This window comes from Solibacillus cecembensis (assembly GCF_050272495.1).
Lineage (GTDB): Bacteria > Bacillota > Bacilli > Bacillales_A > Planococcaceae > Solibacillus > Solibacillus cecembensis.
Window position 1 is genome coordinate 15,553 of the sequence record NZ_JBNNMF010000016.1, and the last position, 26,650, is coordinate 42,202.

The following is a 26,650-nucleotide window of genomic DNA, read 5'->3' on the forward strand; positions in this document are numbered from 1 at the left end:
TTTAAACGCGTGTTTTCTTCCGTCCCTGTCCATACAGATCAAGGCAGATATTTTATTATCGTTCACTTGTCTTGCTAATTAGGTACAATTCTATTGAAACCATTAAGGTTCCAAAAATTAGATATTGTCCTAAATTCACTATAACAAGTTTGGAAGAAAACGTACAGTATTTAATTTTTTTGCAACTGCCACAACGATTCCGTGGCATCCTTACTTATTAATCTAAAATTTCAATATCAGCTGAATAAACGCCTTTTATTTCACCGTTTGCTTGGCGAATTTCGAGGACGCCATTTTCCGTTATTCGGATGGCCTCCCCTTCCACAACTTCACGCAAACTCGTCGCTTTTACTTGTTTACCAAGTGTTCCAGAAGACTGTTCCCACAGCTCTTTAATAAATTGAAAACCATGTTTGACATAATGATCGCTATAATTCTCCAAAAATTGCAGGACATGTGCTACAAGCTGCACACGGTCAACTTGTTCCCCTTCACCAATCGAAACGGACGTAGCAATGGACTGAAGCTCGTCAGGAAAATCCGCTATTTGCTGATTGACGTTAATGCCAATGCCGATTAATAACGCTTGCACTTGATCCGCCTCAGCAATCATTTCAGTTAAGATGCCTGTCGTTTTTTTTCCATTAATCAAAATATCATTGGGCCATTTAATTTCGGGTGTAAAGTTTTTGAACATCGCTTTCATCGCATTAATAATCGCAACAGCTGCCACAAGCGTAAATTGCGGTGCTTGATGTGGGGGAATTGTTGGACGAATAATGATCGTCATCCAAATGCCCTTCCCTTTTGTTGATTCCCACTCCCGCAACATACGACCACGACCTGTCGTTTGATGTTCCGCGATAACAATCGTGCCATCTTTTGCCCCTGCACGAACAAGTTCATGGGCAACGAGCTGTGTCGAATCTACCTTGTCGAAGTAATGAATTGTTTGACCGTAGCGATCTGTTTGTAATAATTGCTTTAATTGACCTACATCCACTTTATCGGGAACACTCAATAGTTGATAGCCGCGCTTCTTAATCGTCTCAAATTCGTAACCTTCCTGTTGGAGCGTTTGCATATGTTTCCAAATCGCTGTACGCGAAACTTGAAAATCATCCGCGAGCTGCTGCCCTGAAATTGGCTCACCATTTGCTTTTAAAAACCGTTGTAATATTTCATCCTTCATCGTTAAATGCATGAAACCATTCCTTTAACTGTTCTTTATCATTTGTTACTTGACCATTAACGACCGCTGACAAAGCCGCTTGCAATGTCGTTTGTAACCATGGTCCTGCTTTATTGGCCGTCCATTGCAGTAAGTCTTTTCCACTGATGGCAAGTTCACTTTTATGTTGGATTGGCAAGGAATGCTTCATTTTTTCGATTTGTTCAAAGGAAATCGTCGTCGGGACAAATTGCCAAGTCGCAAAAAGATGTGCTGTATGCAAAATCTCCAACTCTAATTGTAAATAATCCATTCGTTGCCAGCCCTCATTTTGCAGCTTTTCATACGCTAGAAGCACTTGTTTGACAAATTGCTTATCCTTATTTGAGCAACGGTATGCAGATAGTAATGCCACATCATGCCCATTTACTAAACAAAAATAAGCCCAGCCTACTTGTCGGTTCATCGACTGAAACGTTTCCCATTCAATTGCATCAAATTCGCCTGGTAAATAAGCATCGAGCTGTGACCACTGGATATAATGAATCGCTCGCACTGGATTTGGTGAAGTCCAAATTTTAGACATCTCCACTTGAATCCGTTCCATGGCAATAAATTTGATAGACTCTACTTGATTTTGAATCGCTTTTAACGTATTTTCTTCAATCGAAAAATCCATTTGCGCACTAAATCGAATCGCCCTTAACATACGCAATGCATCTTCTTGAAAACGCTCCTCAGCAAATCCCACGGCTCGAATAATCTGAGCATCAATATCTTGACGTCCATTAAATAAATCGACGAACTCCCCACTGTTACGAAGCGCCATCGCATTCATCGTAAAATCTCTACGCTTTAAATCTTCAGGCAAATCCCGTACAAAATTCACTTCATCCGGTCTGCGATGATCGCTATATGTAGATTCTGTGCGGTACGTTGTCACTTCAATTGGTTCTCCGCAATCAAGTACTAAAACCGTTCCATGATCAATTCCGACATCCACCGTTTGTAAAAAAATGGCTTGCACTTCTTGCGGTAATGCACTCGTCGCAACATCCACATCCGAACTGTCCTTTTGTAAATAATAATCGCGAACAGCACCACCGACTATAAATGCTTCATAACCCGCATTTTCTATCTTTGTAATGACGTCTATTGCGGATTTCCATTGTTTTGGAAACTTCATTTTGCTGCCGCCAATCGTTCATAAATTTGTTCATACTGCTCGATAATCGAATCTTGATGGAATTTATTTTGGACTGCATCTAGTGCAGATTGACGGAATGCGGCTAATTTTTGTTCGTCTTTTAATAATTCGATGGCATAACTTGCTACCGCGTCTGTATCACCCAGCTCCACTAAATAGCCATTCACCCCATGTTCAATTACTTCTGGAATTCCTCCGATTGCCGTACCAATACCCGGCACACCACACGCCATTGCTTCCAGTAAAACTAGGCCAAATGATTCTTTTTCTGATAGAAGCAGTTTCAAATCACTAATCGCAAATAATTCCGTAATATTTTCTTGCTTTCCTAAAAATAAAATATCACACTCATACGGAGATTCCTTGACAATTTCCAATACACGTTGTTTTTCAGGTCCATCCCCAACTAATAATAATTTAGCAGGCATGGCTTCACGAATTTTTAAAAATGATTCGACAACATCTGGTAAATTTTTTATTTTCCTAAAGTTTGAGACATGAATCAGCACTCGCTCCTCTTTAGCGATGCCAAATTGTTCTTTTAGATTACCTGCATCCACGGGACGAAACACATTGCCATCCACAAAATTATAAATCGCTTCAATCGGTACATTCGTATCAATTAATTCATACGTTTGTTGCTTTAATGAATTCGAAACGGCCGTTACCGCATCGGATTTATCAATGCCATATTTGATAGCAGGAGCAAGCGTTGAATCCTCCCCTAATACCGAAATATCCGTTCCATGAAGCGTTGTCACAATCCCAATATTTTCGCCGCTCATATCGCGTGCCAAAACTGCGCAAACTGCATGCGGAATGGCATAATGTACATGTAAAATATCCAATTTCTCTTCCTTAATGACATTCGCCATCTTACTAGCAAGGGCGATATCATATGGCGGATATTGAAAAACGGAATAATTACTTACTTCCACTTCATGAAAAAAGACGTTTGGATAAATTTTATTTAATCGGAATGGTACACTCGATGTAATGAAATGAATTTCATGTCCACGTTCAGCTAACATTTTGCCCAGTTCAGTTGCAATTACGCCAGAACCGCCAACTGTGGGATAGCATGTAATACCAATTTTTAATTTTCGCATTCGCCTCTTCTTCCTTTCTGACTTTCAATGAAATGTTTTGCTTATTGTCTGCGCTCTTTCAGTTTTCTCCAATCAACAAAACCTTCTTGTAAACCTTTCAGAATGATTTCTGCTGTGCCCATATTCGTCGCTAATGGAATGTGGTAAAGGTCACATAATCGAACGAGCGCCATCACATCTGGTTCATGTGGCTGTGCCGTTAATGGATCACGGAAGAAAAACACCATATCCATCTCATCATTTGCAATCATTGCCCCAATTTGTTGATCCCCACCTAAAGGACCCGAACGGAATAGCGTGATTGGTAGACCAGTTTCTGTATTAATCATTGTACCGGTCGTACCAGTTGCATATAACTCATGCTGCGCTAAAATATCACGGTATGCGATTGCAAATTGGATTAAATTATCCTTTTTTTGATCATGTGCGATTAATGCGATTTTCATAGGATTCATTCCATTCTTTAAATAATATTTTCTAAACCGTAAATTAATGTATCTCTTTTCATAACCTCTTCTACACAAAACGTAATACCGCCCATGAAACTTTCACGATTTAATGAATCATGTCGAATTGTTAGTAATTCACCATTTCCACCAAACATGACTTGTTGATGTGCCACTAATCCTGGTAAACGGACAGAATGGATATGCATGCCATCATAATTGGCCCCTCTTGCACCTGTATGTGTTTCTTTTTCATTCGGGTGACCTTGTTGTTTTTCCGCACGCACTTCACTAATCATTTGTGCTGTTTTAATGCCTGTCCCAGACGGTGCATCCAGTTTTCTATCATGATGCATTTCAATAATTTCAACATCAGGGAAATACTTGGCAGCCTCTTTCGCAAATTTCATCATTAAAATCGCACCAATTGCGAAATTCGGGGCAATAATACAACCCAAATTTTTGTCATTTGCTAATTCCGTTAACTCTTCAAGCTGTGCCTCTGTAAAACCTGTCGTACCAACAACAGGACGCACATTATATTGCAACGCTTGTTTCGTATGCTCATATACCGATTCCGGACTCGTTAAATCCAAAAATACATCCGGATTTGTTTCTGCCACTAATCGCTCAAAATCAGTATAAATTGGCGCCGTATAATGATCCGGAAATAAATCTAATCCACCTAATGTTGCCGCACCATTTTTATAATCTAAAACAGCGACTAAATCCATACCGTCTTGCTTCATCATTGTATGAACGGCCTCTACCCCCATTTTCCCTCTTGCACCGGCGATTGCTACTTTGATTGTCATAACTAATAACTCCTTTTCAACTATGTATACAATTATTTTTTATTTATTTTAAAATACTACTTTTCATCGTATCGATTTCACTACTTGTTGTCAAAATTCAAAAATTGAAACATAATAAGATGGAATTAGCGGAATCACACTTATATTATATTTTACACTAAATTGGGACCTAGTATTAATGAATTTACCTTTTAATATACCAATGTTTTATCTTAGGTTAGCATCTACTTGGTCGGAAATCGTTTATTTATACCCCCACCGATATGAAATGTTACCGGACAAGATAAATTCAATAGCAAAAAGGTGTTAGGCTTTTAACTGCCTAACACCCCTTTTTATTTTCCGGTAGATTAATCGTCCGAATTATTCATGCCTGTGTAAATTAAAATTAAACGCACTAACTCAAGAACTGCTACTGCAGCCGCAGCTACATATGTCATTGCTGCTGCATTTAATACTTTGCGAGCTGAACGTTCTTCGTTATTTCCGATAATACCTAACGAAACAACTTCATTCATCGCACGCTTTGACGCATCAAACTCAACAGGTAATGTAACGATTTGGAATACAACACCAGCTGCTAATAAAGCAATACCTAGTAAAAGGAAAGTTGGATTAGTAGCCAAAATACCAATAAGTACAAAAATCCAAGACGCATTCGAAGAAATATTTGCTACTGGTACTAATTTTGCACGTAATGTTAAGAACGAGTATGCTTCCGCATGCTGAAGCGCATGACCAACTTCGTGCGCAGCAACAGCTGTTCCTGCGATTGAAGAGTTATAATAATTATCTTCAGATAGTGCGACTGTCTTCGTAGCAGGATTGTAATGATCCGCTAAAACCCCTTGTGTAGGCACGACACGAACATCTGATAAACCATGTTGATCTAATATTTGACGTGCTACCTGTGCACCCGTCATTCCTTTTTGTGCTGGTACTTGTGCGAATTTTTTATATGTGCTCTTAACTTTCATCTGAGCGTATAGCGGTAGTAACATAATAATCGCAAAGTAAACAATATACATTCCCATTTAATTGAACATCCCTTCTATTTCTTACAATTCATACTCAATATTAAATAGTTTTTACAGTCGTTGCAAATATTCACGCTTGCGACTTTCGAAAAAAGCGAGCATTATACATGCAATAGATAGCCAAAATGTAAAATACCCAATTTCGCTCGGATATTGATAGATTACACGATAAAATGGCATCTGCCCAAATAAGTAGTCAATAATATCATTGTGAAGCGTCCAAATAGCAGCCACTATTACATGCCATAGTTCAAATCGGTATTTTGGTAAATAAAGTACAGCTTGCACAGCCATCATAAAATGTGAGGCAACAAGCATCCATCCCTGCCCACCTAATTCACCCGTTTCAGCTAGTGTGAGCAAATTCATCACAACTGCCCAAAGCCCATACTTAACTAATGTAATTAAAGCTAATACTTCCATTAATTTAAAATGCTTACCAAGTAACCATCCAACTAGTACAAAACAGAAAAAGAGACTTGCCGTTGGAGAATCCGGTACGAAAATATAGAAAATCGGCTTAGTATCAGCAAGTTGACTACCATACCAATAGTATCCATATATCGTTCCCAAAATATTAATGACTAAAAGTAAAAATAAAAAAGCTTTGTGATTTAACAAATACCACCATTGTGTCATATATGCTTTCATTATTTTCTCCCCTACTTTATACGAAAAAGTTTTCAATAAGTTTCATTTTTGCCCACATTCGTGGAAAATGCAACTTTTGATTAATGTTTTAATTTATTATGTACATTGCGCAACTTTTTAATATGTGCTTCGTCCTTTAATATACGGACAGTCATTATTAGCAATCAAAAAAGAGAGCCAAAACTCTGGCCCTCACATAATGCTTATTTTTCTTTTAAACCTGCAATGAATTCAGATAATACTTGAAGCTCTTCATCAGTACCACTAAATGTTCCTGCTGGCATACCACCACGACCATTTGCGATTACTTCAGATACTTCTTCAGCTGTTAATTCATTACCTAGTAACATTGGACCAGACACACCAGCTAAGTCGCCACCGTGACATCCAATACAAGAAGCTTGTGCTTGGAAAATTTCATAACCTTCAGAAGTTTCATCAACTTCAACATCCGGTAATAAACCTAAATGCTTGTCTGAAATAACACCTTGCGCTTTAACAGCTTCCCAGTTCGTTGCTGCAACAGATTCCCAAGTTGTATAAATAAGTGCAGCGATTGCTAATAACATGAATGCTGTTGGTAATGGACGTTTAGATGGACGACGCTCTGGCGTTGTATCTAAAAATGGTACTAATGCTAAAGCTCCAAATGCAATACCTGGAATAATTGCTGCCCCGATAAGGTTATATGGACCTGATGCAAAAGAATATTTTAATAATTGGTACATTGATAAGAAGTACCAGTCCGGTAACGGAATATATGATGCATTTGTTGGGTCTGCCGGTCCTTCAAGTGGTGAAGGGTGAGCGACAGTTAATAGTAAATATCCAATTAAGAATACCGCACCAACCATCCATTCTTTTAATAAAAAGTCTGGCCAGAAAGCTTCTGTTTTACCTGGATACTCGGAATAATCTTTTGGCACATTCGGCATACGATTGTTCGCTTTTACACGTGAATCGCCTACGAATTTCATACCTTTTCCGCGTTGCATAGTGTCCCCTCCTTTAGTAAATCATACAGTTGGTTTCAGATCAAAGTGGACCTGAAATACCTTGTCGGCGGATCATAATAAAGTGAGCTGCCAATAATGCAAATAATGCTGCTGGTAAGAAGAATACGTGAATTGCAAAGAAACGAGTTAACGTTTGTGCACCAAGGATTGTTGCATCCCCTGCAAGTAACGTTTTAATCATTCCACCAATAAATGGCATCGAAGCGGCAATTTCAATACCTACTTTCGTTGCAAATAACGCTTTCATATCCCAAGGTAATAAATACCCTGTGAAACCTAAACCTAACATAATTGCAAAGATACCTACACCTACTAACCAGTTTAACTCACGAGGTTTTTTATATGAACCAGTGAAGAATACACGAAGCGTATGTAAGAACATCATTACGATTACTAATGAAGCCCCCCAGTGGTGCATACCACGAACGATTTCACCGAATGCTACTTCGTTTTGTAAATAGTAAACTGATTTCCAAGCATTTTCTACGTCTGGTACATAATACATTGTTAAGAACATACCTGATAGAATTTGTATTACTGTAATGAAGAATGTTAATCCACCGAAACAGTAAACGAATGCTGAAAAGTGATGTGCAGGGTTAACGTGCTCTGGCACTTCGTGGTCGGCAATATCACGCCAAATAGGAGTAATATCTAAACGCTCATCGACCCAATCATAAATTTTATTTAGCACTGTGTCGTACCCCCTAACTTATTAACTGAAAGTGTTTGCGATTTTTTTCCCAAGCATTAAGTAACCATCTTTTTCTGCCACTTCATATTGATCAAGCGGCCCAAGTGGTGGTGTACCTTTTACATTTTTACCGTTTTTCTCGTAACGTCCTGCATGACATGCGCAGAAGAATTGATTTGCATGTGCTGGGTCACCTTCCCAGTTTACAGTACAGCCTAAATGTTTACATACGGGTGATAATGCTACGATTTCATTGCCGTCGTGATATACCCATGCTGCTTCTGTTACATCTGATTTATACCATCCGTCCGTTTGTTCGAACGTAAAGTCCACCTTTACAGGTACATCTGTAATATCAGCAATTTTTTGACTTGTTAATACAAGATTCCCTTCTGCCTTCGTCTGAAGAACTGGGTCAATTGCAAAACGAACCATTGGCATTAGCATACCAGCCGCCATAAATCCACCTACACCAGTAATTGTGTAAGTTAAAAATTGACGTCGTGTAACTCGATTATTACTCATTCTTTTCCCCCCTCTTACTAAAAGGTCAGCCCATTGGACATATACTTTCATAAATAGTAAATAACTAGGACATATCTATGATATATCAATAAAATAGGTTGGTCAATAACGCTTTCATTTCATTTGGCGACTTTGTGAACATTTCATGAAACTATGGAATCATATTATACCCATGCTTCTGTTAAAACCGGAATTATTTGCTTTAGCTGGTCTTCTAAAATGCGTTGTTTAACCGTTTTATCCATAGATTCCAATGGAATTGCTGGTAGCCATAAAACGTTTAAATTTTCATTTTTCTTTGACCAAAAATGGTCACATGTAATAAAAATGACAGATTTAAAACCCGTACTATGTAATTCCTCTTGCAATTGCATCGGTAATAATTCATTTTTTGTTCGGTCTGTATATGAAAATGGCGGCATTAACATTACTCTACCTCTAAACTGCTGTTCGATAAACATTGTTAATGTCATTAAATATTCTACCGCTGAGCTACTCTGTTTCATACCTTCGTCCGATAGGTTTAATTGCATTAATGGCACGATAGCCGTATCAATAAATTGTTTTTGTGTTTGAAATTGTTCAATATCCTTTACATTGAAATTCATTAAATATCCTCCTATTTTAAATACAAAAAGCATATGTAGATAACCAAGTTTATTTTCCTAAACTCGAATTAGGTGCTTCATCATATTAAAATTTTCTATTATTTTTTGGCTCTTGACCAAAGTACATGCTTGACTATATAGAATACCCTTCTACAAAAGTAAGATTACTAATAAAGTGCGTGCTTGTTTAGGCTGGCTAAGTATGTGAGTCACACCGCTTTGTGCGCATGTAGCAGGCCAGCTTTTATAACATTTCCCTACTGAAACTCTCCGCATTTATTGCGCAGCTTGCCGTGGGAGGCGGCGCATTCTTAGGCAGATTTCCCTTATACTTCATCCAATTTTTAATCGGTGAGTGATAATAGACATTTTCACTCCATTAATAGACAATTCATCCGTCACAAAAAACTCTCCAATGATTTTCATCGGTTACTAATGCAATAATTCAATGTTTTAGTATTCGTAAAGGAATTATTTTGCAAAACTTCGTGATTTTATCACAAGAACAGATTTTGGTGTTGTACCATTTTATAACATAGTCAAAAAGGACATCCCCTTACAAAAATTACGTAAGGTAATGTCCTTTTAGTTTGGATTCCCTCAAAGTTTATATTTCTTACTTACTAGAAAAAAGCTATTTATTAATAACCTTTAAAGCTTGCAATAAGTTTGATAGCTCAAAAAACTTCTCTTTATCCCCTGCGTCCAATGCTTCATCAATGTCCCGTAAAAGTTGCTGTTCTTGGAATGCCATAACACTGTTTTCCAATAATCGTTGTGCAGCTAGACGATCTTTTTCATGGATGACTAAATCTTTTGGCATATATGGATTTTCCTCCAACACAGCTAAATATACAGGGTTCGGTGGAACATTTGGAAAATTTAATTGAACATACATTAATTCTTGGGGATTTAATCGCAAATCATGAAACGATTTTTCCGCATCTGACGTCATAATATTTTTTTTATAAAATCGGAATGGAATAGCTGTTGTTTCGACTGTCGACATGACAATGGCCCTTGGACAATAATGTGCATCATCAACAAAATGAATATTCGATAGCAATTCATCGTTGCTAAGCAAATAATTTAAAATCCAAACCCCTTCCCTACGCTTTAATTGAAAATTTTTCAAGAACCATTTAATGAATACTTTCTTATCATTTAGTGGTACGGAGTAAGTCACCATTATATCCTCCTTCTATTCAAAGCGATCCAATAAATCAAGCCATTGCTGTTCAGTTGGCTGTAATTCCACCAGCTGCTCGGCAATCCGTTTTGCTTCGGCTTGCTTGCCATCTTCCAATAAGAATAAGCAATATTTTTCTAAAAATTCCTCATCGTCTTTGAATTCAATATATGCAAGTTTGTAAATTTCATATGCTTTTACAAACTGTTCATTTATATTATACGCATGCGCAACAAATGGATATAGTGATACCCACTCAAATTCATTTTGTTGCAGCTGTTCAAATAAATCAATGATCTCTTCATATTTGTCTTGTGAACTATAGACGGACATGAGGACTAAAATTGCCTCCATGTATTCAGGGTCTAGCGCAATTGCTTCTGTTAAAAAGCCGATTGCCTCATCGGGTTGACTATTTTTTAACGCCATTTTTCCAGCAAATAAAAAGAAGGATTTATCATATTCATCACGCTTGATTCCTTCTTTTATTACCTTTAATGCGCGTACATTATCGTCTTGCATGGCATAACTATCCGCTAATAATAAATACGCTGAGAAATAATCTGGATCCAATTCTTTTAAATCTTCCAGCTGTTTAATCGCTAATTCATATTTTTGTATTTGGAAAGCAGCGTAACCCGAACCAAATAGTAAATCTGGTGTTACTTCTTCTTCAAGCGCTTCCATATAATATTCAAGTGCCGTCTCATAGCCTGCACCTGCGCGATATACTTCCGCTAATCTTTGCGCCAATATTACTCCGGCGAATTTTTTATCAATTGTATAAAGCTCCTCATAAATGCGCGCTGCTTCTGAAAAACGCCCCGTTTCAAAAAGGAGTTCCGCTTTCGCAAATTGTAATAGCGGTTCTGTTGGCACTAGTTGCAGTGCTTCATTAATGCGCTGTTCTGCTACTTCATATAACCCCTGCATTTGATAATAATCCGCAAGAACTAATAATGCCTGCGGATATTCGGGTGCTTCATCGCTTATCCCCATCAATAAATGAAGTGCCTCGTCTTCTTCGCCCATTTCAATAAGGACTGAAGCTTTATCTATCGCTATTTGATCTTCTTCAGGGAATAAAAATTGTAAATGTTCAAATACTCGGTTGGCTTCATTTAAAAAACCAAAATGCATCAACGCTTCTGCAATCTCATATTGCTCGGAAGGTTCACTATTTAGTAAAAATGTTTCTAGGAGAAGGTCAATTTGTTCGATATTTCCTTCTTGGATTGCTTGTAATAATTCATTCATTTTGTCATTCACCTTTTCCTACTTTTTCAATATTATGCTACATGACATTCCCATGCTTCACAAGAAAAAGGATTTATTTTAACGTAAAAATCCGATTTTGAACGACTTTCAATTTAGTATAGCTATCCTTAGCACCTAGTACCTATAAGTATGTCCTGTTGTATGTAGCACAAAAAGCCATCCTGACCATGCATCAAAATGACTTTTTATTCGTTTACTTTGTTTTCAAATGCTCGACATGTTCAAAAAATGTTGGATACGATACGGCGATGCACTCTGCGTCATCCAGCTCAATAGCTCCGTCTGTTACTATTGCTGCAATGGCTGCCATCATACCGATTCGATGATCGCCATAGGATTTTAAACTTGCCCCGTGTAATTTCGTAGGCCCTTCAATAATCATGCCATCACTTGTCGCTTCAATTTGTGCGCCTAGTTTTTTTAATTCCGCTACGACCGCATCAATGCGATTTGTTTCTTTTACCTTTAACTCTTCTGCATCTTTAATAATCGTTTTTCCCGTTGCCTGTGTTGCTAATAACGCTAAAATCGGAATTTCATCAATTAGTCGAGGAATAATCGCCCCTTCAATGGTCGTTCCTGTTAAATTTGAAGTGGCAATCGTAATTGTCGCTGTTGGCTCAGCTGCATTTTCGTCATTCAGCTCGATTTCCATTTTTGCCCCCATGTTTTGAAGCACTTCAAGAATGCCATTTCGCGTTTCATTTACCCCGACATTTTTCAAGGTGATATGGCTATCTTTCGCAATCGCTCCAGCAACTAAAAAGAAGGCAGCAGATGAAATATCCCCTGGAACGTCGACGTGCGTGCCCGTAAGCTGCTGTCCGCCTTCAAATGATACGACCCCTTGCTCCACTGTAATCGCCGCGCCAAATTGGCGTAGCATGCGTTCTGTGTGATCACGTGACACTTCACTTTCACGTACAATCGTCGTTCCTTGCGCTCGTAAGCCCGCTAATAACAACGCAGATTTCACTTGTGCACTCGCGACAGGCATTGTGTAATCAATTGCCTGCAAAGTCGTTCCTTGTATCGCTAGCGGTGTGTATTGGCCATTTTCTCGACCTGCAATTTGCGCACCCATTTGACGTAATGGATCCGTTACGCGACGCATAGGACGCTTTCCAATGGATGCATCACCTGTCATGATCGTATGCACATTTGTCCCTGCTAAAATTCCTAGCATAAGCCTCGTTGTCGTACCAGAGTTACCGGTATATAACACTTCACTCGGCTCCTTCCAACGATCCATTCCAGGACTTTCAATCGTGACATCTGTTCCATTTACTTGTATGTCGACACCGAGCTTTTGGAAACAATCAATTGTATCTAAACAATCTTCTCCAAGTAAAAAACCAGAAACAGTTGTTTTTCCTTGTGCGATTGAACCAAACATAATTGATCTGTGCGAAACTGATTTATCACCAGGTATCGTTATTTCCCCTTGAAGTGCTGGCTCCTTGTATTGCATTACTTTTGAACTCATAACAATCCCTCCCTAGAAAAAATACATCTCGCAAGTTATTTTAGCGAGATGTGTTGTTCATTAAGATATATGTGTATCATAATTTGCTTTTTGCGCGATGCATTTCACAGCACGTTCACGGTCTTCATTTGTTTGGAAACTGATTACTAAAATACCAAACACATCGACGCGCGTTTCAACAATTCGAATATTGATAATGCTAATTTTTTCTTCCGCTAAGTAACCGGTCACTTCAGAAATAACCCCTGGATAGTCTGGAATATCCACATACAAGTCATAAGGCATGTACAATGCACCATTGGCAACTGGCAGCTTATCACGAACGTCTCTCGCGTCAGAGAAGTAGCGCTCAATTTCTTCCGCGTCACCTTGATCAAGCAGCTGCCTTACACGTCCCATTTCATCTAGCCACGTATCCAATTGTCCGACTAACTCTTTTTTATTTTGTAATGTAATATCACGCCATAATGTTGGATTGGAGGAAGCAATACGTGTAATATCACGGAAGCCCCCAGCCGCTAAAGAAGACGTCATTGGGAATGCTTTTTTCTCAAAGTTCAATTGATGAACTAAGGAAGCCGCAACAATATGTGGGAAATGGCTAACAACAGCTGTCATATGATCATGCGCTTTAGCGTCTACTACAACCATTTTCCCGAGCGTAAATTTTAATAAATCGTCGAGCGCCGCAATTCGTTCAATTTCTTCGCCTTCAGTTGGTGTCAACATATAATAGGCATTTTCCAATAAATACGGTTTCGCTGCTGTGATCCCACTTTTATGTGAGCCCGCCATTGGATGCCCTCCAATAAAAGTGATGCCCAATTCTCTTAATTCAAGCGCTTTTTCCATAATACGGGCTTTCGTACTACCAGTATCCGTAATAATGACATTGCGTTTTAAATTCCAACTTTTTAGCTGCTCCATAAAATCGAGCGTTATATTGACGGGTGTCCCAAAAATAATAACATCAGCCTGCTCAGCAAATTGTACAGGATCTTCTACCACTTCATGTACAACATGTAACGTGCTCGCTAATTCTCTCGTTTGCTCATGTGCGTCATAGCCAAACACTTTCGTATGCGGAGCCTTTTGCAGAGCTAATGCAACCGAACCACCAATTAACCCTAGTCCGATTACGAAAACATTCCGTGTCATTCAAAAACCCCTTGCTCTTTCAAAACTTCAGACAGCAATTGTAGGAATTTTTCGTTTTGCTGCTCGGTACCAATTGTTACACGAATAAATCCTTCCAAACCAAGTGCCACGCCACTACGAATAATAAATCCGCGCTTCATCATCTCTTCAAACACAACTTGGCTACTCATTTTCACTTCAAACATGATAAAGTTCGTTTGAGAAGGGAAATACTTTAACCCTTGTGACTCACAAAACGCGACAAATTGCTGCTTGCCCTTTTCATTCGCCACACGGCAACTTGCAATGTATTCCTGGTCGCCAAGTGCTATTTGCGCAACCTTTTGACTTAAAATTGTATTATTAAATGGGGCACGTACTGGATCAAGCTTCGCAATCACTTCTGCTTGCGCAATTCCATATCCTACGCGGAATGAAGCTAAGCCATATGCTTTAGAAAACGTGCGCAATAAAATTAAATTCGAATACTCTCGGAAATAATGCAATGTGTCTTCAGTTGTTGGATCATTGACATACTCTATGTACGCCTCGTCTAATACGATGAAAACATCTTTTGGTACTGCGGCTAAAAACGCACGCAACGCTTCATCTGAAACAATTGTTCCTGTTGGATTGTTAGGATTACAAACCCATACTACAGATGTATTTTCATCAATCGCTTCAAGCATTGCTTCTAAATTATGCACACCATCATTCATCGGAATTTTACGTACTTCTGCGCCTTCAATTTCTGCGTTATGCCAGTATTGAGAAAACGATAGATCGGCCATGACCGTATTCACTCCTGGATATAATAACGCACGTGTAATAATCGCGATTAAATCATCCGAGCCGTTGCCGATAATTAACTCCGCTTCTTCTACTCCATAAAAATTGGCGAGGCTTGTGCGTAAGTTTTGTGCATAACCATCAGGATACATCGCATGATTAGATGCATCCGATTGTAAAAATGCCTTTACTTTTGGTGAGCTACCAAATGGATTTTCATTTGATGCAAGTTTTACAACTTCATCTAATCCAAACTGTTTCTTTACTTCTTCTATTGGTTTACCTGGTTGGTAAGCTTTCATCCCATGTAATTGTTGTTTCCATTTCATCTTTGACCGACTCCTCTTAATTTGCTGTTATTTCACTAAATCTGGTCGTAATTTAACGGCATCTTTTAAGTAAATATGATGAATTTCATGCTGTGGTGTATGTGTGTTGACATGTAATAACACACGAATACAAAGCGGAAGTCCACCCGGTACATCCATCTCATGCATACACATGATCGGTACGTATTGCCAATCTTCCATTGAACGAACAGACTTCGCCGGGAATGCTGAGCGAATATCTGGTGTTGTCGAAATGGTAACAGATGCAATATCTGAAGGATCTACTTTATTTTGTTTCACTACTTCTTGTACAAGCTTAGCTGTCTCTTCCCATACTAACTCAGCTTTATCTTCATCAATCGTAATTGCGCCACGTATTCCACGAATCATGCTTGCACCTCCACTAGTAATTGTCTTAACTGTTTATCGATTTCTTCGCATTCTTCTAACTCAATTTTTTGAACAAATGGTTTTCCAACTGTTTCTAACAAAACAAACTGCAATACACCATAGTCTGCCTTTTTATCTTTTAATAAATAGTCCGTAAGCTGTTCAAACGTAAATTGTTGAACCGCTTCAAACGGATAGCCACTGTCGATGGCAAATTGTAAAAATCGCTTTGTAAAGGCATGATCGATTTTTCCGTGGCGTTCACTTAATAATAAACTATAAATGAGACCAATCATGACTGCTTCACCATGCGCGACTTTGCCATAACCCGCAGCCGCTTCGATTGCATGACCATATGTGTGACCTAAATTTAAATATTTACGAACGGATTGCTCCGTCTCATCTTGTTCCACAATGTCAGCCTTCACTTGAATACCTTGTGCTAAATAATCTCCTAGCAACTGCTCTGGTAAATTTGTAATGGAATGACCTTCTACTAATTCTTCCACCCACTTAGCATCGGAAATAAGCGCATGTTTAATGACTTCAGCCATTCCTGAACGTACTTCTTTTTCACTTAAACTGCGTAAAAATTTCGTATCATAAATAACCGCTTGTGGCTGATAAAACACACCAATCATATTTTTGCCATGCGGATGATTAATCGCTGTCTTCCCACCTACTGCAGAGTCATGAGCTAAAATCGTCGTTGGCACTTGAATAAACGGAATTCCGCGCATATACGTCGCGGCAACAAATCCAGCTAAATCTCCTACAGCACCCCCACCAAATGCAATAACGAGGGATTTACGCGTACATTTCTTTTCTAGTAAAAATGTTTGCGTTAGCTGATAATTTTCAAAACTTTTGCATTGTTCTCCTGCGGGCATGACAAGCACTTCAAAGGAATAAGAAAAATTCGCTTCGAAATATTCCTTTTGTGCCGCCCAAACAAATTCATCCGTTAATACAATGATTTTATCTGCCGTTTCAAACAGTGTTTTATGCGATTGCACGACATCTTGTAAAATGCCATTCCCAATCGTTACTACATACGAATGAGATGCGGCACGAACTGGAATTTTCATATTAGTACTCCTTTGTGTACTGACGCATCGCATCAATTTGTGCTTTTAATTGAGGGAATTGATCACTGTGGAATTGATCAACAATAACACTCGCTATTTCCCAAGCAATAACATGTTCTGCCACGATTGACGCTGCTGGTACTGCACAGCTATCTGAACGTTCAACACTTGCTTTAAATGGTTCCTTCGTTTCAATATCTACACTTTGTAGCGGTTTATATAGCGTTGGGATCGGTTTCATGACACCGCGTACAACGATTGGCATTCCAGTTGACATCCCACCTTCTAAGCCACCTAGACGGTTTGTCGTGCGCGTATAGCCATTTTCTTCATCCCAAATAATTTCATCATGTACTTCCGAACCTTTTTTACGGGCCATTTCAAAGCCGATGCCGAACTCAACACCTTTAAACGCGTTGATACTTAACATCGCTGCAGCCAATTTCCCATCTAATTTACGATCATAGTGAACATAAGACCCAATGCCCGCTGGTAATCCTTCTATAATGACTTCAACGACCCCACCAATTGTATCGCCTGCTTTTTTCGCATCATCAATTGCTTCGACCATTTTTGCCGATGCTTCTGGATCCACACAGTAGCAAGGATCTTCTTCTACAATCGTACGAATTTCGTCTGCTGATTTTCCTTCAAGAAGTGCTGGATCCGCTTTAATTCCTACGATTTCCGTCACATGCGCAACAATCGAAATGCCTAGCTCATTTAATAGAGCTTTGGCAACAGAGCCAACTGCTACACGCACTGTTGTTTCACGGGCGCTTGAACGCTCTAGAACATTGCGTAAATCACGGTGACCATATTTCATCCCACCAACTAAATCGGCATGTCCTGGGCGTGGACGGGAAATTTGACGCTTCATTTCCGATGGGTCGATATCTTCTGGTAATTCTGCAGCCCCCATAATTTTAGTCCAGTGCTTCCAATCATCATTTGTTACGACAAGCGCTACTGGAGAGCCTAATGTTTTTCCGTGGCGAACGCCCGAAACGATTTCGACTGTATCTGTTTCAATTTGCATACGACGCCCTCGTCCATGTCCACCTTGTCGACGTTTTAAATCATAATTTATTTTTTCTGCTGTCACCGGTAATAGTGATGGTAACCCCTCTATAATTGTTGTTAATTGTGGTCCGTGTGACTCACCTGCTGTTAAATAACGCATTAAACACTTTCTCCCTTCAACTCGTTAAAGTATGTATTTTTCACTATAACATATTTCAAGATAAATATCAGCACCATTTCCATACGGATATGTAGCTATTTTAGAACATTCTGAACATTTAAGATAAAATACCAGGCATGTACGAGCAAAATTGAACAAAAAAACGCCTATTCGCAAATTGTACGAAAAGCGTTTTTTATTCGTTTGAAAAGTGGATTCCTCTCCAAACTTTCGCAACACACATACAGCGCATTTTTATGCTATTATTTTTTTCGATAAAAGAATGTATCCTCCACTTCAAAACCATAGCGTGCTGGATTAAAAATTTGTTCCGTTGAACCAACAAATAAAATACCACCTGGGCGCAATGCTTTACTGAAGTTTTCATAAATTTGATCTTTCGCTTCTTCTGTAAAGTAAATCATCACATTTCGGCAAACGATTAAATCAAAATTGGATTCATAGTTATCCTTTAGTAAGTTATGTTTTTTAAATGTAACCGTGCGTTTAATCTCATCCTTAACTTTAAAAAATTGTCCCTCTTTTTCGAAGTACTTCGCTTGTACATCTTTTGGGACTTCTGCTAAAGAACGGTCTGGATACAACGCAAGCTTGGCTTTTTGAATGACGTTCTCGTCTAAATCCGTTGCCAAAATACCGATTTGAGATAATGATATATGATGCGACAACACCATTGCTAGGCTGTATGGCTCTTCCCCAGTAGAACAAGCAGCACTCCAAATTTTTGGTCGCTTGTTTGTTTGAAGTAACTTCGGGAAAATTTTATTTTGCAGTACTTCCCATCGTTTGCCATTGCGATAAAACTCAGAAACATTAATCGTCATTCGATCTAAAAATTCATTCATCAAATCCCGGTCTTTTTCTAGTGCTTGAAGAAAGTCCACAAAATCTTTATACCCTTTTTTCTCATAAAGCGAAGTAAGTCGGCGCTTCATTTGTGCTTCTTTATACAGTGCTAAATCAATCCCTGTTTTACGTTTAATGCCATCTATGAACTGTTCGTAACCTGACATTCTCATCTGTCCCCTCGTATATCGTAAGCCTATTATAGCTGATTATAGTAACAACTGAAATACAATTCCACTTTATTTATGAAGGTTTCCTAGTTTCTAACAACTGTTGCTTCGAATGTTCTAATTCTAGACGCATTTTTTCTGTCTCTTTATCATAGTTTTCTAATTTTAGACGTTCTAATTCAATCTCCTTGTCTAATCTTTTCAACTCTATTTTCTTATTTTTCGTATACGTATCTGTCAAAGTTCCCACTACAACAATAATGACAATAGCAATCCAAAAAACCATTTCATCCTCTCCCTTTTATTTAATATACGTTAGTCTCGTCCTTATAGTTTCATTATTCTGATAGTTTTTATGTAAAAAATAGCGTCCACTATGAAAGTGAACGCTATCTATTCATTTTAATTATTCAGCTAAACCTTCGCCGAACCATAAGTTGATTTCGCGCTCAGCAGAAGCTAAAGAGTCAGAACCGTGGATTACGTTGTGAGATAAAGTTACAGCGTAGTCTCCGCGGATTGTACCAGGAGCTGAATCTTCTGGTTTAGTAGCACCCATCATGATACGAGCTAATTGGATAACGTTTTCGCCTTCCCAAACCATACCAAATACTGGACCAGAAGTGATGAAGTCTACTAATTCACCGAAGAATGGACGCTCAGCGTGTTCTGCATAATGATTTTCAGCTAATTCACGAGAAGCTGTCATTAATTTTGCTCCGCGTAATACAAAACCGCGACGCTCAAAACGGTCTACGATATCACCGATTACTTGACGTTCTACGCCATCTGGTTTAACCATTAAAAATGTTTTTTCGATTGCCATGTTGTTAAACACTCCTTAAAATTAGATAAAAGGTTTTACACCTACCGATAAATATTACCAAAGACAAGCTCAAACTGCAACAAATATTAGCAGAGTGCTCGATTTTGCTAGAATTTTCGCTTCCCCATAAACAATGCAATATCGCGCATTTTTTTCTTTGTAGGATTATTTGGTAATTTTTCAACTTCAGCTAAAGCCTTTTTTAAATATAAATTACTAACTTTTGTCGCTTCTTTTATCGCATTTGATCTACGCACAAGTTGTAACATCGCTTGGCGTTCTTCTTCTGTTAGCTCACCCGTTGATACTTTTTCTATATATGGGACGATTTGAGGATCTTCCTTCATCAATAATATAGGTAATGTAATATTCCCTTGAATGAAGTCACTGCCTGCTGGTTTGCCTAGCTGCTTGTCCGTAGCAGTGAAATCTAATATATCATCAATAATTTGGAAGCTCATCCCAACAAAATAGCCATAGCGTTTTAAATGACGTGTCGTTTTTTCATCTGCTCCACTAACGACCGCCCCTAGTTCACAACTTGATTCAATTAACAGTGCTGTTTTACGCTTAATACGGCGGAAATAATCTTTAACCGTTTGATTTAAACGAAACTTATCTTCAATTTGAATGACTTCACCATTACAAAGTTCAACCATTGTTTCAGCTAAAATTTGATGGGCTTGAGGATTTTCAATGATTGTGACATATTCTAATGCTCTCGCAAATATAAAATCCCCTGTATACATCGCGACACGGTTATTCCACTGCGCTTTTACCGTGTGTCTACCTCGACGCATATCCGAATCATCTATGACATCATCATGCACTAATGATGCCATGTGGATTAATTCTAACGGTACGGCAATATTTTTCATTCGCTCAATATTATAGTCACCAAATTTCGCACTTAGTAACGCAAATACCGGTCGAATCCGTTTTCCACCCGCTTGCAATAAATGAAGTGAGGCATCATTCAATAAGTGAGAAGATGAACTTAGCGCATTTTCTAGTTCTTTTTCGATGATTTCTATATCTGATTTAATATCAGCGTATAGTATTTTTAGCTTCATCTTTTCCACGCGTCAAAACCCACTCTCACTATTATTCTTTTTTAAAGCCTATATGCACTGCGGCTGCCCCACCACTGTAAGCTTTATATGTTACATTTTGCATACCTGCATCTTTGAACAGTTGCGCTAATTTTTTCATACCTGGGAAATCATTTGCAGACTCTTGTAACCAAGAATATTCTTTATAACTTTTCGCAAAAAGCTTTCCGAACACCGGCATAATATATTTGAAATAGAAGCGGAATAGTTGACGATAACCAGGAATTTCCGATTGTGATGTTTCTAAACATACGACCATTCCTCCAGGTTTTACGACACGATGCATTTCTCGCAACACTTGCAAATAATCTGGTACATTACGCAATCCAAAGCCAATTGTTACAAAGTCAAATGTGTTATCTTCAAATGGCAATTCCATCGCATTCCCATGAATTAACTCCACATGTGGCATGGCAGCTGTTTTCTGAAGTCCTACATTCAACATGTTTTGACTAAAATCTAGCCCTTTAACAACGCCTTCTTCACCAGCAGCTTGTGCTAAAGCAATCGTCCAATCCGCTGTGCCACAACAAACATCCAAGCACTTTGAACCTTTATTAACAGCCATGCGCTTCATCGTATCATTGCGCCATTTGATATGTTGCTGGAAGCTAATAACAGAGTTCATCTTATCGTAGCTTTCTGAAATACTCTCAAATACTTCATGAACATGTTGTTCTTTCGATTTTGTCATGTTTTCAAAACCTTTCTTATTCACTTATGAAGTGATCAAGTGCTCGATATATTGTTTTAATTCGGGTTGTATTGGTGTGTGCTCCACAATCCTTTTCAATTCGTCCTGCCTCTTCATAAGTTCTTCTTGCAATTCTTTTTGAATAGTCGGTGAGTTGAATTTGTCATTATGTAATTGCTTAGAAAAAAAGCTTTCCTCACCATTTTTAATCAACGAAAACTCCTGTTTCAATCGTAAATAAGTTAACGTTTTTTTCATAACATTTTTATATTGTGTAAATTCATATGCTTCATAATATCGTTCAATTAATTCACATTCAATGATGCTTATACTGTCAATCCACTCGTGAAGCGGTCTTTTCACAGGTTCGTAAATTTTAATCTGTTGTTCACAGCGATTGACAATGCCTTTAGATAACTTTTGTATAAGTTGGATATTTTTAGATAGCGCTAATAATTGATAATAACGACCACTATAGTAATCACCAGCAAGCACTGTTAGTTGTTGCTGTTTACCAGTCGCATTTTGTTCTTTTATTTTTTCATGTTCACAAAGGGAGGCATGCACAATCCCAACCGTTATTGCGCTTATTTTACGGTCGTCATCTGATGGTTTCCCATCTAAAAACGGTAGCTGAATAAAAAACAACTGTTCCTTATTCAAGATGGGTTCTCCGACATTTTGTAGTAATGCTCTATGACGAACATGCATGAAAATATTTGATTTTAATTGCTGAATAGATTGTGTAATGTATGTTGCACTCATAGAAATTACTCCATTTCAGTGTTGTTTCAATCGTTTATTTCTTCCCGTTACTTTGAACAATACCGTGTGTCGAATGAATTTTTGCTTTCCCACGAATTTTCATAGCCGATGTATGTTCTGTAAACTGCGCAATCATTACTTCGCCAGCATCTAATTTTTCAGAATGGTGAAATTTTGTATCCGTACCACGTGTAAGTCCAATTACGTGAACGCCATCTTCTTCTGCTTCAATGATAATATAATCTTGTGCCATTATTTGTATCTCCTCACCATTAGAATTCCTTTATTTATCATAACATAAAAGACGTTAATTAAGACATCTGAACATATGAAATAACTTCATTACGTTTAACATCATCTTGCTCGTAAATACCACGTGCAACCGATGTAATTGTTTTTGCGCCAGGTTTTTTTAAGCCGCGCATTGTCATACACATATGTTCTGCTTCAATAATGACATAAACACCTTTTGGATCGAGCATTTCCATAATTGTATCCGCTACTGTCGATGTAATGCGCTCCTGCAATTGAGGGCGACGTGCAACCGATTCTAAGCAACGTCCTAATTTACTCAGTCCTGCCACTTTCCCGTCTTTTGGAATATACGCAATATGCGCCTTTCCATAAAAAGGTACTAAGTGATGCTCACACATCGAAAAGAATGGGATATCCTTCACTAGTACTAACTCTTCATGGTCTTCATGGAAAACCGTATTAAAATATTCACGTGGATCTTCCTTTAAGCCGCTAAACATTTCCGCATACATTTTTGAAACGCGCTTCGGTGTATCGAGTAAACCTTCTCGTTCAACATCCTCACCAACCGCTTCTAATATCATTTTTACTGCTTCTTCAATTTTCTTTAAATCAACATTCGTCATGAAACTATTTCCTCCTAAATTATCCAAAACGGAATCATTAAGTTTTTAATTGTCTGTTCTATCTATGTAGATCACTTTTCGTTTGTATTTCACCAAGTGAATCGTAGCATATCTCGTCAAGAAGTTCAAAAACTGTATACTTAATTCGACAATAAATGCATGCCACTATAGGTGATATTACATATGTATATCTTGTCATTTTAAATTGATTAAGCAGAAGTCCCTACTTCTACTGAATCAAGTTAAGCTCCGGTGGATGTCACACCATATCCGGTCTTATCGCTAAAAAGAGCAGCCTTCAGAAATTCTGAAGACTGCTCTATGTAACGCTAGACGGTAAAAATTATTTTACAGCGTCTTTAAGCGCTTTACCTGGTTTGAAAGCAGGTACTTTGCTCGCAGCAATTTCGATTTCCATACCAGTTTGTGGGTTACGTCCTTTACGAGCCGCACGTTCACGAACTTCAAAGTTACCAAAACCGATTAATTGTACTTTATCACCCTTTGCAAGAGCATCTTGAATTGTATCAAATACAGCTTCAACCGCTTTGGAAGCATCTTTTTTAGAAAGACCTGCCGCTTCAGCAACAGCGTTTACTAATTCTGTTTTATTCACACCATTCACCTCCTCTCAAAGGGTCATGAATCTAAATCCTGTAAAAAGAGTAACACACAGAAAACCGCGGCGCAACTGTATTCATGCATGTTTTGCCTATTTTTTATGGAAAAACGCAAATTACAGGACATTTCACCTATAAAGTGAACTGTCCTGTACATTTTTTTATGTCGAATCAATTGATTTACTAATTAAATAATAAACGTAATTAGACCTTTTTCTCCTTCATTCACCATCCGTTCCATCATTAAGCGCATACGATTTTTCGCACTTGTTGGTACGACTTGCATTTTATAGCGAATACTTTCTGTTAACACTTCATGTAATGGTGTCCCAAATAATTGTGTTTCCCACAACGCTTGACGGTCATGATCATACGCATGTTGTAAATCTTTCAATAAATGTTGGCTATGGAATTCAGAGCCAATAAGCGGTGAAAATTCCGCTTCCATATCAATACGAATAATATGATACGATGGTGCGTTTGCCTTCATACGTACACCGAAAAAGTTATTTTGTTTAATTAATTCTGGCTCACTCGGAACAAATTCATCCATTGAAGGCAGTGTCACACCATATCCTTCCTCGCGCGCATCTGAAATTGCTTCTCGGAATCTCTTCTGCGCTTGTTTTGCCTCGGCAGCTTCTTTAATAAATAATAACCAATCTTTTTTCGTGTCGACTGGCTTCTCTAACCATTGCTGGCAAACCTTTTTATAAGTCTCCCCATCGACTGCCACTCTTAATGTAGCAATTCCTGAACCTGGGTCCATTCTTTCAACATTACATTTTTCAACAAAATCAATTTGCTGTAAAATGGCACTCGCTGAATCCACATCACGGATTTTCATTAGACCATCCTGCAATTGCTCCACAGCAAATGTTAATGTTTCATTTAATTCATGATGATCATCGAGTATTTCTAACCAATCCGGCTTTTCCACTTCAATTTGATTTACTGGGAACTCAAATAATGCTTCTTGTAAAATATACGCCACATCTGCTGGCTGCATCTTATCGACTGAAATCGCGATTACTGGCACATCATAGCGTTCAATAAGGGCATTGCGCAGATTGGTCGTTTCATTAGAGGTTGGTATCGAACTATTTAAAACCAAAACAAAAGGTTTGCCAATGTCCGTTAACTGCTCAATAATTTGCTCTTCTGCAACTTGTGCAGCTGCTCGACTCATACCATTTACTGTACCATCCGTTGTCACGACAATACCTAGATTCGCATGATCTCGAATGACTTTATCGGTACCCATTTTTGCTGCTTCTTGGAATGCAATCGGTTCATTATGCCAAGGTGTATGCACATATTTCGGCCCAGACTCATCTTGATAACCTTTTGCCCCGTCAATGACATACCCTACACAATCGACGAGTCGAATACGGAATGGCATCTCACTTTCTCCGATTGTTACCGATGTCCCTTGAGCTGGAACAAACTTTGGTTCAGATGTCATAATAACGGGTCCAGGAGAGCTTTGTGGTAACTCGTCCATTGCACGCATACGATCTTCTGCATTTGAAATATTCGGTAAAATAACGCCTTCCATCACCTTTTTAACAAATGTTGACTTCCCCACTCGAACCGGACCCACTACCCCAATATAAATATCGCCATTTGTTCGTTCTGCGAGTTGCTGAAAAATTTGATCGCTAATTGCCGTTCCTCCCTTTTCCAAAACTTCACATTCCACATGAACATCGAATTGCATTTCTCAATCTTGTTTGATGTTCACATTTGAAGCACCCTCAACAATACTATATGTATTCTTCTCTCTAAATATGAAAAAGTTCTCGCGCATCAAATGCACGAGAACTCTTAAGTATTACTCTTCTATTTTCAACGGATCATACATAATGACCGGTTCATTATTTTCATCAACCGTGTAAGGTAATGAATAGGCAGGCACGACTGAATAGGCATCCACTAATAACTTTCGAATGTCCTCTCCTGGTGTCGCAGTAATATTATTGTCTTGCATGTATTGATATAAGTCGATTGAATAATCCACATACAAATTGCCTTCTGACGTGACTAAAATTGGCAATTCATTATTTGAATACGGGCTTGGAACTGTTATATCTTCTTGATAACCAATATTTTTAAAATTAATCGTATACACATGCTCAACTACTTTATCCTTAAACTGTGGATATTTCGTTGCTGAGAAACGAATATTTACTTCGCGTATACGTTCAGGAGCCTGTAAATCGACCAGTTTTACTGTCGGATTTTCTTCTGGGTCCCAAATCATATATTGGAAAATACCACCCTTTTCATATGCATTAGCTGGTGGTGAGCCTATGTATTTTGGAACAAGCTTATCGAAATCAATTAAATATTTAATAAAAATATCCGTATCTTGATCGCGTGTTTTAATTGGTAAAACACCCGTATCTTTTTGGAATTCATCCACTGCTCTTTGCACGCCTGCTAACATATCCACATCTGGACGCAAACTTGACTGATCAAAATTAGCTGGCGAACCACAACCAACTAAAACGATTGTCACAAGTGAAAAAATAAGCCATAGTTTAGACCACTTCATTTTGTTCTTC

30 protein-coding genes are annotated in these 26,650 nt (G+C 38.4%); all 30 read right to left on the reverse strand.

The window, feature by feature from the left end:
- Positions 1–217: 217 nt before the first annotated feature.
- The 30 genes from ACQKIH_RS14460 to ACQKIH_RS14605 all read right to left on the reverse strand — a co-directional run bounded on the left by ACQKIH_RS14460 (position 218) and on the right by ACQKIH_RS14605 (position 26,640).
- Positions 218–1,204 (reverse strand): biotin--[acetyl-CoA-carboxylase] ligase, encoded by a 987-nt coding sequence (locus ACQKIH_RS14460; protein ID WP_427767234.1) that lies wholly within the window; start codon positions 1,202–1,204, stop codon positions 218–220.
- On the reverse strand, positions 1,182–2,357 hold the full coding sequence (locus ACQKIH_RS14465; RefSeq protein WP_427767236.1) for a CCA tRNA nucleotidyltransferase: 1,176 nt from the start codon (positions 2,355–2,357) through the stop codon (positions 1,182–1,184). Before ACQKIH_RS14465 ends, ACQKIH_RS14460 begins: the two co-directional genes overlap by 23 nt.
- Positions 2,354–3,487 carry an N-acetyl-alpha-D-glucosaminyl L-malate synthase BshA gene (gene bshA / locus ACQKIH_RS14470; protein WP_057982258.1) on the reverse strand — a complete coding sequence of 378 codons (1,134 nt, stop codon included), beginning with the start codon at positions 3,485–3,487 and terminating at the stop codon, positions 2,354–2,356. The genes ACQKIH_RS14465 and bshA overlap by 4 nt, the downstream gene beginning before the upstream one ends.
- 41 nt (positions 3,488–3,528) lie before the next feature.
- Entirely contained in the window at positions 3,529–3,933 is a 405-nt protein-coding gene (gene mgsA, locus ACQKIH_RS14475) for a methylglyoxal synthase (protein WP_427767239.1), read from the reverse strand.
- Positions 3,934–3,950: 17 nt separating this feature from the next.
- A complete protein-coding gene (gene dapB / locus ACQKIH_RS14480; RefSeq protein ID WP_427767242.1) occupies positions 3,951–4,748 on the reverse strand; it encodes a 4-hydroxy-tetrahydrodipicolinate reductase in 798 nt (265 codons plus the stop codon).
- A gap of 350 nt (positions 4,749–5,098) precedes the next feature.
- The gene (locus tag ACQKIH_RS14485) at positions 5,099–5,782 is read right to left on the reverse strand and encodes a zinc metallopeptidase (RefSeq protein ID WP_057982253.1); all 684 of its coding nucleotides are present in this window, start codon (positions 5,780–5,782) and stop codon (positions 5,099–5,101) included.
- Between the two features lie 54 nt (positions 5,783–5,836).
- Positions 5,837–6,436, reverse strand: a complete 600-nt coding sequence (gene lhaT, locus ACQKIH_RS14490) for a lipoprotein heptaprenylglyceryl N-acetyltransferase LhaT (protein WP_057982250.1) — start codon at positions 6,434–6,436, stop codon at positions 5,837–5,839.
- 203 nt (positions 6,437–6,639) lie between these two features.
- A complete protein-coding gene (locus ACQKIH_RS14495; protein ID WP_057982248.1) occupies positions 6,640–7,431 on the reverse strand; it encodes a c-type cytochrome in 792 nt (263 codons plus the stop codon).
- A 40-nt stretch (positions 7,432–7,471) separates the two neighbouring features.
- Positions 7,472–8,146: a menaquinol-cytochrome c reductase cytochrome b subunit gene (qcrB, locus tag ACQKIH_RS14500; RefSeq protein ID WP_057982246.1), complete on the reverse strand. Its 675-nt coding sequence runs from the start codon at positions 8,144–8,146 to the stop codon at positions 7,472–7,474.
- A gap of 21 nt (positions 8,147–8,167) precedes the next feature.
- Complete coding sequence (locus ACQKIH_RS14505) at positions 8,168–8,671, reverse strand: QcrA and Rieske domain-containing protein (RefSeq protein WP_057982244.1); 504 nt, start codon at positions 8,669–8,671, stop codon at positions 8,168–8,170.
- A 164-nt stretch (positions 8,672–8,835) separates the two neighbouring features.
- Positions 8,836–9,279 (reverse strand): YpiF family protein, encoded by a 444-nt coding sequence (locus ACQKIH_RS14510; RefSeq protein WP_057982242.1) that lies wholly within the window; start codon positions 9,277–9,279, stop codon positions 8,836–8,838.
- A gap of 634 nt (positions 9,280–9,913) precedes the next feature.
- Entirely contained in the window at positions 9,914–10,468 is a 555-nt protein-coding gene (locus ACQKIH_RS14515; RefSeq protein ID WP_427767248.1) for a ReoY family proteolytic degradation factor, read from the reverse strand.
- 12 nt (positions 10,469–10,480) lie between these two features.
- Positions 10,481–11,725, reverse strand: a complete 1,245-nt coding sequence (locus ACQKIH_RS14520; protein WP_427767251.1) for a tetratricopeptide repeat protein — start codon at positions 11,723–11,725, stop codon at positions 10,481–10,483.
- 214 nt (positions 11,726–11,939) lie between these two features.
- Complete coding sequence (gene aroA, locus ACQKIH_RS14525) at positions 11,940–13,232, reverse strand: 3-phosphoshikimate 1-carboxyvinyltransferase (RefSeq protein WP_427767254.1); 1,293 nt, start codon at positions 13,230–13,232, stop codon at positions 11,940–11,942.
- Between the two features lie 60 nt (positions 13,233–13,292).
- Positions 13,293–14,390: a prephenate dehydrogenase gene (locus ACQKIH_RS14530; RefSeq protein ID WP_427767256.1), complete on the reverse strand. Its 1,098-nt coding sequence runs from the start codon at positions 14,388–14,390 to the stop codon at positions 13,293–13,295.
- A complete protein-coding gene (gene hisC, locus ACQKIH_RS14535; RefSeq protein ID WP_427767259.1) occupies positions 14,387–15,487 on the reverse strand; it encodes a histidinol-phosphate transaminase in 1,101 nt (366 codons plus the stop codon). Before hisC ends, ACQKIH_RS14530 begins: the two co-directional genes overlap by 4 nt.
- Positions 15,488–15,514: 27 nt before the next feature.
- A complete protein-coding gene (aroH, locus tag ACQKIH_RS14540) occupies positions 15,515–15,877 on the reverse strand; it encodes a chorismate mutase (protein WP_057982234.1) in 363 nt (120 codons plus the stop codon).
- Positions 15,874–16,965 (reverse strand): 3-dehydroquinate synthase, encoded by a 1,092-nt coding sequence (gene aroB, locus ACQKIH_RS14545; RefSeq protein ID WP_427767261.1) that lies wholly within the window; start codon positions 16,963–16,965, stop codon positions 15,874–15,876. The genes aroH and aroB overlap by 4 nt, the downstream gene beginning before the upstream one ends.
- A gap of 1 nt (position 16,966) precedes the next feature.
- Positions 16,967–18,148, reverse strand: coding sequence for a chorismate synthase (gene aroC, locus ACQKIH_RS14550; RefSeq protein ID WP_057982230.1), 1,182 nt, complete (start codon positions 18,146–18,148; stop codon positions 16,967–16,969).
- Positions 18,149–18,411: 263 nt separating this feature from the next.
- Positions 18,412–19,182, reverse strand: a complete 771-nt coding sequence (locus ACQKIH_RS14555; RefSeq protein WP_057982227.1) for a CheR family methyltransferase — start codon at positions 19,180–19,182, stop codon at positions 18,412–18,414.
- A gap of 76 nt (positions 19,183–19,258) precedes the next feature.
- Positions 19,259–19,471 carry a hypothetical protein gene (locus ACQKIH_RS14560; protein ID WP_057982225.1) on the reverse strand — a complete coding sequence of 71 codons (213 nt, stop codon included), beginning with the start codon at positions 19,469–19,471 and terminating at the stop codon, positions 19,259–19,261.
- 120 nt (positions 19,472–19,591) lie between these two features.
- Positions 19,592–20,011, reverse strand: coding sequence for a nucleoside-diphosphate kinase (gene ndk, locus ACQKIH_RS14565; RefSeq protein WP_057982223.1), 420 nt, complete (start codon positions 20,009–20,011; stop codon positions 19,592–19,594).
- A 107-nt stretch (positions 20,012–20,118) separates the two neighbouring features.
- A complete protein-coding gene (gene hepT, locus ACQKIH_RS14570; protein ID WP_083493557.1) occupies positions 20,119–21,093 on the reverse strand; it encodes a heptaprenyl diphosphate synthase component II in 975 nt (324 codons plus the stop codon).
- A 22-nt stretch (positions 21,094–21,115) separates the two neighbouring features.
- Positions 21,116–21,817 (reverse strand): demethylmenaquinone methyltransferase, encoded by a 702-nt coding sequence (locus tag ACQKIH_RS14575; RefSeq protein WP_427767266.1) that lies wholly within the window; start codon positions 21,815–21,817, stop codon positions 21,116–21,118.
- 24 nt (positions 21,818–21,841) lie between these two features.
- Positions 21,842–22,582, reverse strand: a complete 741-nt coding sequence (locus tag ACQKIH_RS14580) for a heptaprenyl diphosphate synthase component 1 (RefSeq protein WP_057982220.1) — start codon at positions 22,580–22,582, stop codon at positions 21,842–21,844.
- Positions 22,583–22,616: 34 nt separating this feature from the next.
- The gene (gene mtrB, locus ACQKIH_RS14585) at positions 22,617–22,835 is read right to left on the reverse strand and encodes a trp RNA-binding attenuation protein MtrB (protein ID WP_057982218.1); all 219 of its coding nucleotides are present in this window, start codon (positions 22,833–22,835) and stop codon (positions 22,617–22,619) included.
- Between the two features lie 58 nt (positions 22,836–22,893).
- Positions 22,894–23,463: a GTP cyclohydrolase I FolE gene (gene folE, locus ACQKIH_RS14590; RefSeq protein WP_057982216.1), complete on the reverse strand. Its 570-nt coding sequence runs from the start codon at positions 23,461–23,463 to the stop codon at positions 22,894–22,896.
- 343 nt (positions 23,464–23,806) lie between these two features.
- Positions 23,807–24,079, reverse strand: a complete 273-nt coding sequence (locus ACQKIH_RS14595; RefSeq protein ID WP_057982214.1) for an HU family DNA-binding protein — start codon at positions 24,077–24,079, stop codon at positions 23,807–23,809.
- A 191-nt stretch (positions 24,080–24,270) separates the two neighbouring features.
- Complete coding sequence (gene spoIVA, locus ACQKIH_RS14600) at positions 24,271–25,803, reverse strand: stage IV sporulation protein A (protein ID WP_427767270.1); 1,533 nt, start codon at positions 25,801–25,803, stop codon at positions 24,271–24,273.
- 114 nt (positions 25,804–25,917) lie between these two features.
- Positions 25,918–26,640 (reverse strand): hypothetical protein, encoded by a 723-nt coding sequence (locus ACQKIH_RS14605; protein WP_057982212.1) that lies wholly within the window; start codon positions 26,638–26,640, stop codon positions 25,918–25,920.
- Positions 26,641–26,650 lie beyond the last annotated feature (10 nt).

Bases quoted from the DNA above. Each gene is read 5' to 3' on its own strand.
- bshA (WP_057982258.1), bottom strand. From the start codon at position 3,487: ATGCGAAAATTAAAAATTGGTATTACATGCTATCCCACAGTTGGCGGT.
- ACQKIH_RS14515 (WP_427767248.1), bottom strand. From the start codon at position 10,468: ATGGTGACTTACTCCGTACCACTAAATGATAAGAAAGTATTCATTAAA.
- spoIVA (WP_427767270.1), bottom strand. From the start codon at position 25,803: ATGCAATTCGATGTTCATGTGGAATGTGAAGTTTTGGAAAAGGGAGGA.
- aroB (WP_427767261.1), bottom strand. From the start codon at position 16,965: ATGAAAATTCCAGTTCGTGCCGCATCTCATTCGTATGTAGTAACGATT.
- ACQKIH_RS14520 (WP_427767251.1), bottom strand. From the start codon at position 11,725: ATGAATGAATTATTACAAGCAATCCAAGAAGGAAATATCGAACAAATT.
- ndk (WP_057982223.1), bottom strand. From the start codon at position 20,011: ATGGCAATCGAAAAAACATTTTTAATGGTTAAACCAGATGGCGTAGAA.
- mgsA (WP_427767239.1), bottom strand. From the start codon at position 3,933: ATGAAAATCGCATTAATCGCACATGATCAAAAAAAGGATAATTTAATC.
- aroH (WP_057982234.1), bottom strand. From the start codon at position 15,877: ATGATTCGTGGAATACGTGGCGCAATTACGATTGATGAAGATAAAGCT.
- ACQKIH_RS14485 (WP_057982253.1), bottom strand. From the start codon at position 5,782: ATGGGAATGTATATTGTTTACTTTGCGATTATTATGTTACTACCGCTA.
- folE (WP_057982216.1), bottom strand. From the start codon at position 23,463: ATGACGAATGTTGATTTAAAGAAAATTGAAGAAGCAGTAAAAATGATA.
- ACQKIH_RS14575 (WP_427767266.1), bottom strand. From the start codon at position 21,817: ATGACAAAATCGAAAGAACAACATGTTCATGAAGTATTTGAGAGTATT.
- ACQKIH_RS14580 (WP_057982220.1), bottom strand. From the start codon at position 22,582: ATGAGTGCAACATACATTACACAATCTATTCAGCAATTAAAATCAAAT.
- aroA (WP_427767254.1), bottom strand. From the start codon at position 13,232: ATGAGTTCAAAAGTAATGCAATACAAGGAGCCAGCACTTCAAGGGGAA.
- hisC (WP_427767259.1), bottom strand. From the start codon at position 15,487: ATGAAATGGAAACAACAATTACATGGGATGAAAGCTTACCAACCAGGT.
- ACQKIH_RS14560 (WP_057982225.1), bottom strand. From the start codon at position 19,471: ATGGTTTTTTGGATTGCTATTGTCATTATTGTTGTAGTGGGAACTTTG.
- aroC (WP_057982230.1), bottom strand. From the start codon at position 18,148: ATGCGTTATTTAACAGCAGGTGAGTCACACGGACCACAATTAACAACA.
- ACQKIH_RS14465 (WP_427767236.1), bottom strand. From the start codon at position 2,357: ATGAAGTTTCCAAAACAATGGAAATCCGCAATAGACGTCATTACAAAG.
- dapB (WP_427767242.1), bottom strand. From the start codon at position 4,748: ATGACAATCAAAGTAGCAATCGCCGGTGCAAGAGGGAAAATGGGGGTA.
- mtrB (WP_057982218.1), bottom strand. From the start codon at position 22,835: ATGGCACAAGATTATATTATCATTGAAGCAGAAGAAGATGGCGTTCAC.
- ACQKIH_RS14605 (WP_057982212.1), bottom strand. From the start codon at position 26,640: ATGAAGTGGTCTAAACTATGGCTTATTTTTTCACTTGTGACAATCGTT.
- ACQKIH_RS14555 (WP_057982227.1), bottom strand. From the start codon at position 19,182: ATGTCAGGTTACGAACAGTTCATAGATGGCATTAAACGTAAAACAGGG.
- ACQKIH_RS14505 (WP_057982244.1), bottom strand. From the start codon at position 8,671: ATGAGTAATAATCGAGTTACACGACGTCAATTTTTAACTTACACAATT.
- ACQKIH_RS14510 (WP_057982242.1), bottom strand. From the start codon at position 9,279: ATGAATTTCAATGTAAAGGATATTGAACAATTTCAAACACAAAAACAA.
- ACQKIH_RS14530 (WP_427767256.1), bottom strand. From the start codon at position 14,390: ATGACACGGAATGTTTTCGTAATCGGACTAGGGTTAATTGGTGGTTCG.
- ACQKIH_RS14495 (WP_057982248.1), bottom strand. From the start codon at position 7,431: ATGCAACGCGGAAAAGGTATGAAATTCGTAGGCGATTCACGTGTAAAA.
- ACQKIH_RS14460 (WP_427767234.1), bottom strand. From the start codon at position 1,204: ATGCATTTAACGATGAAGGATGAAATATTACAACGGTTTTTAAAAGCA.
- lhaT (WP_057982250.1), bottom strand. From the start codon at position 6,436: ATGAAAGCATATATGACACAATGGTGGTATTTGTTAAATCACAAAGCT.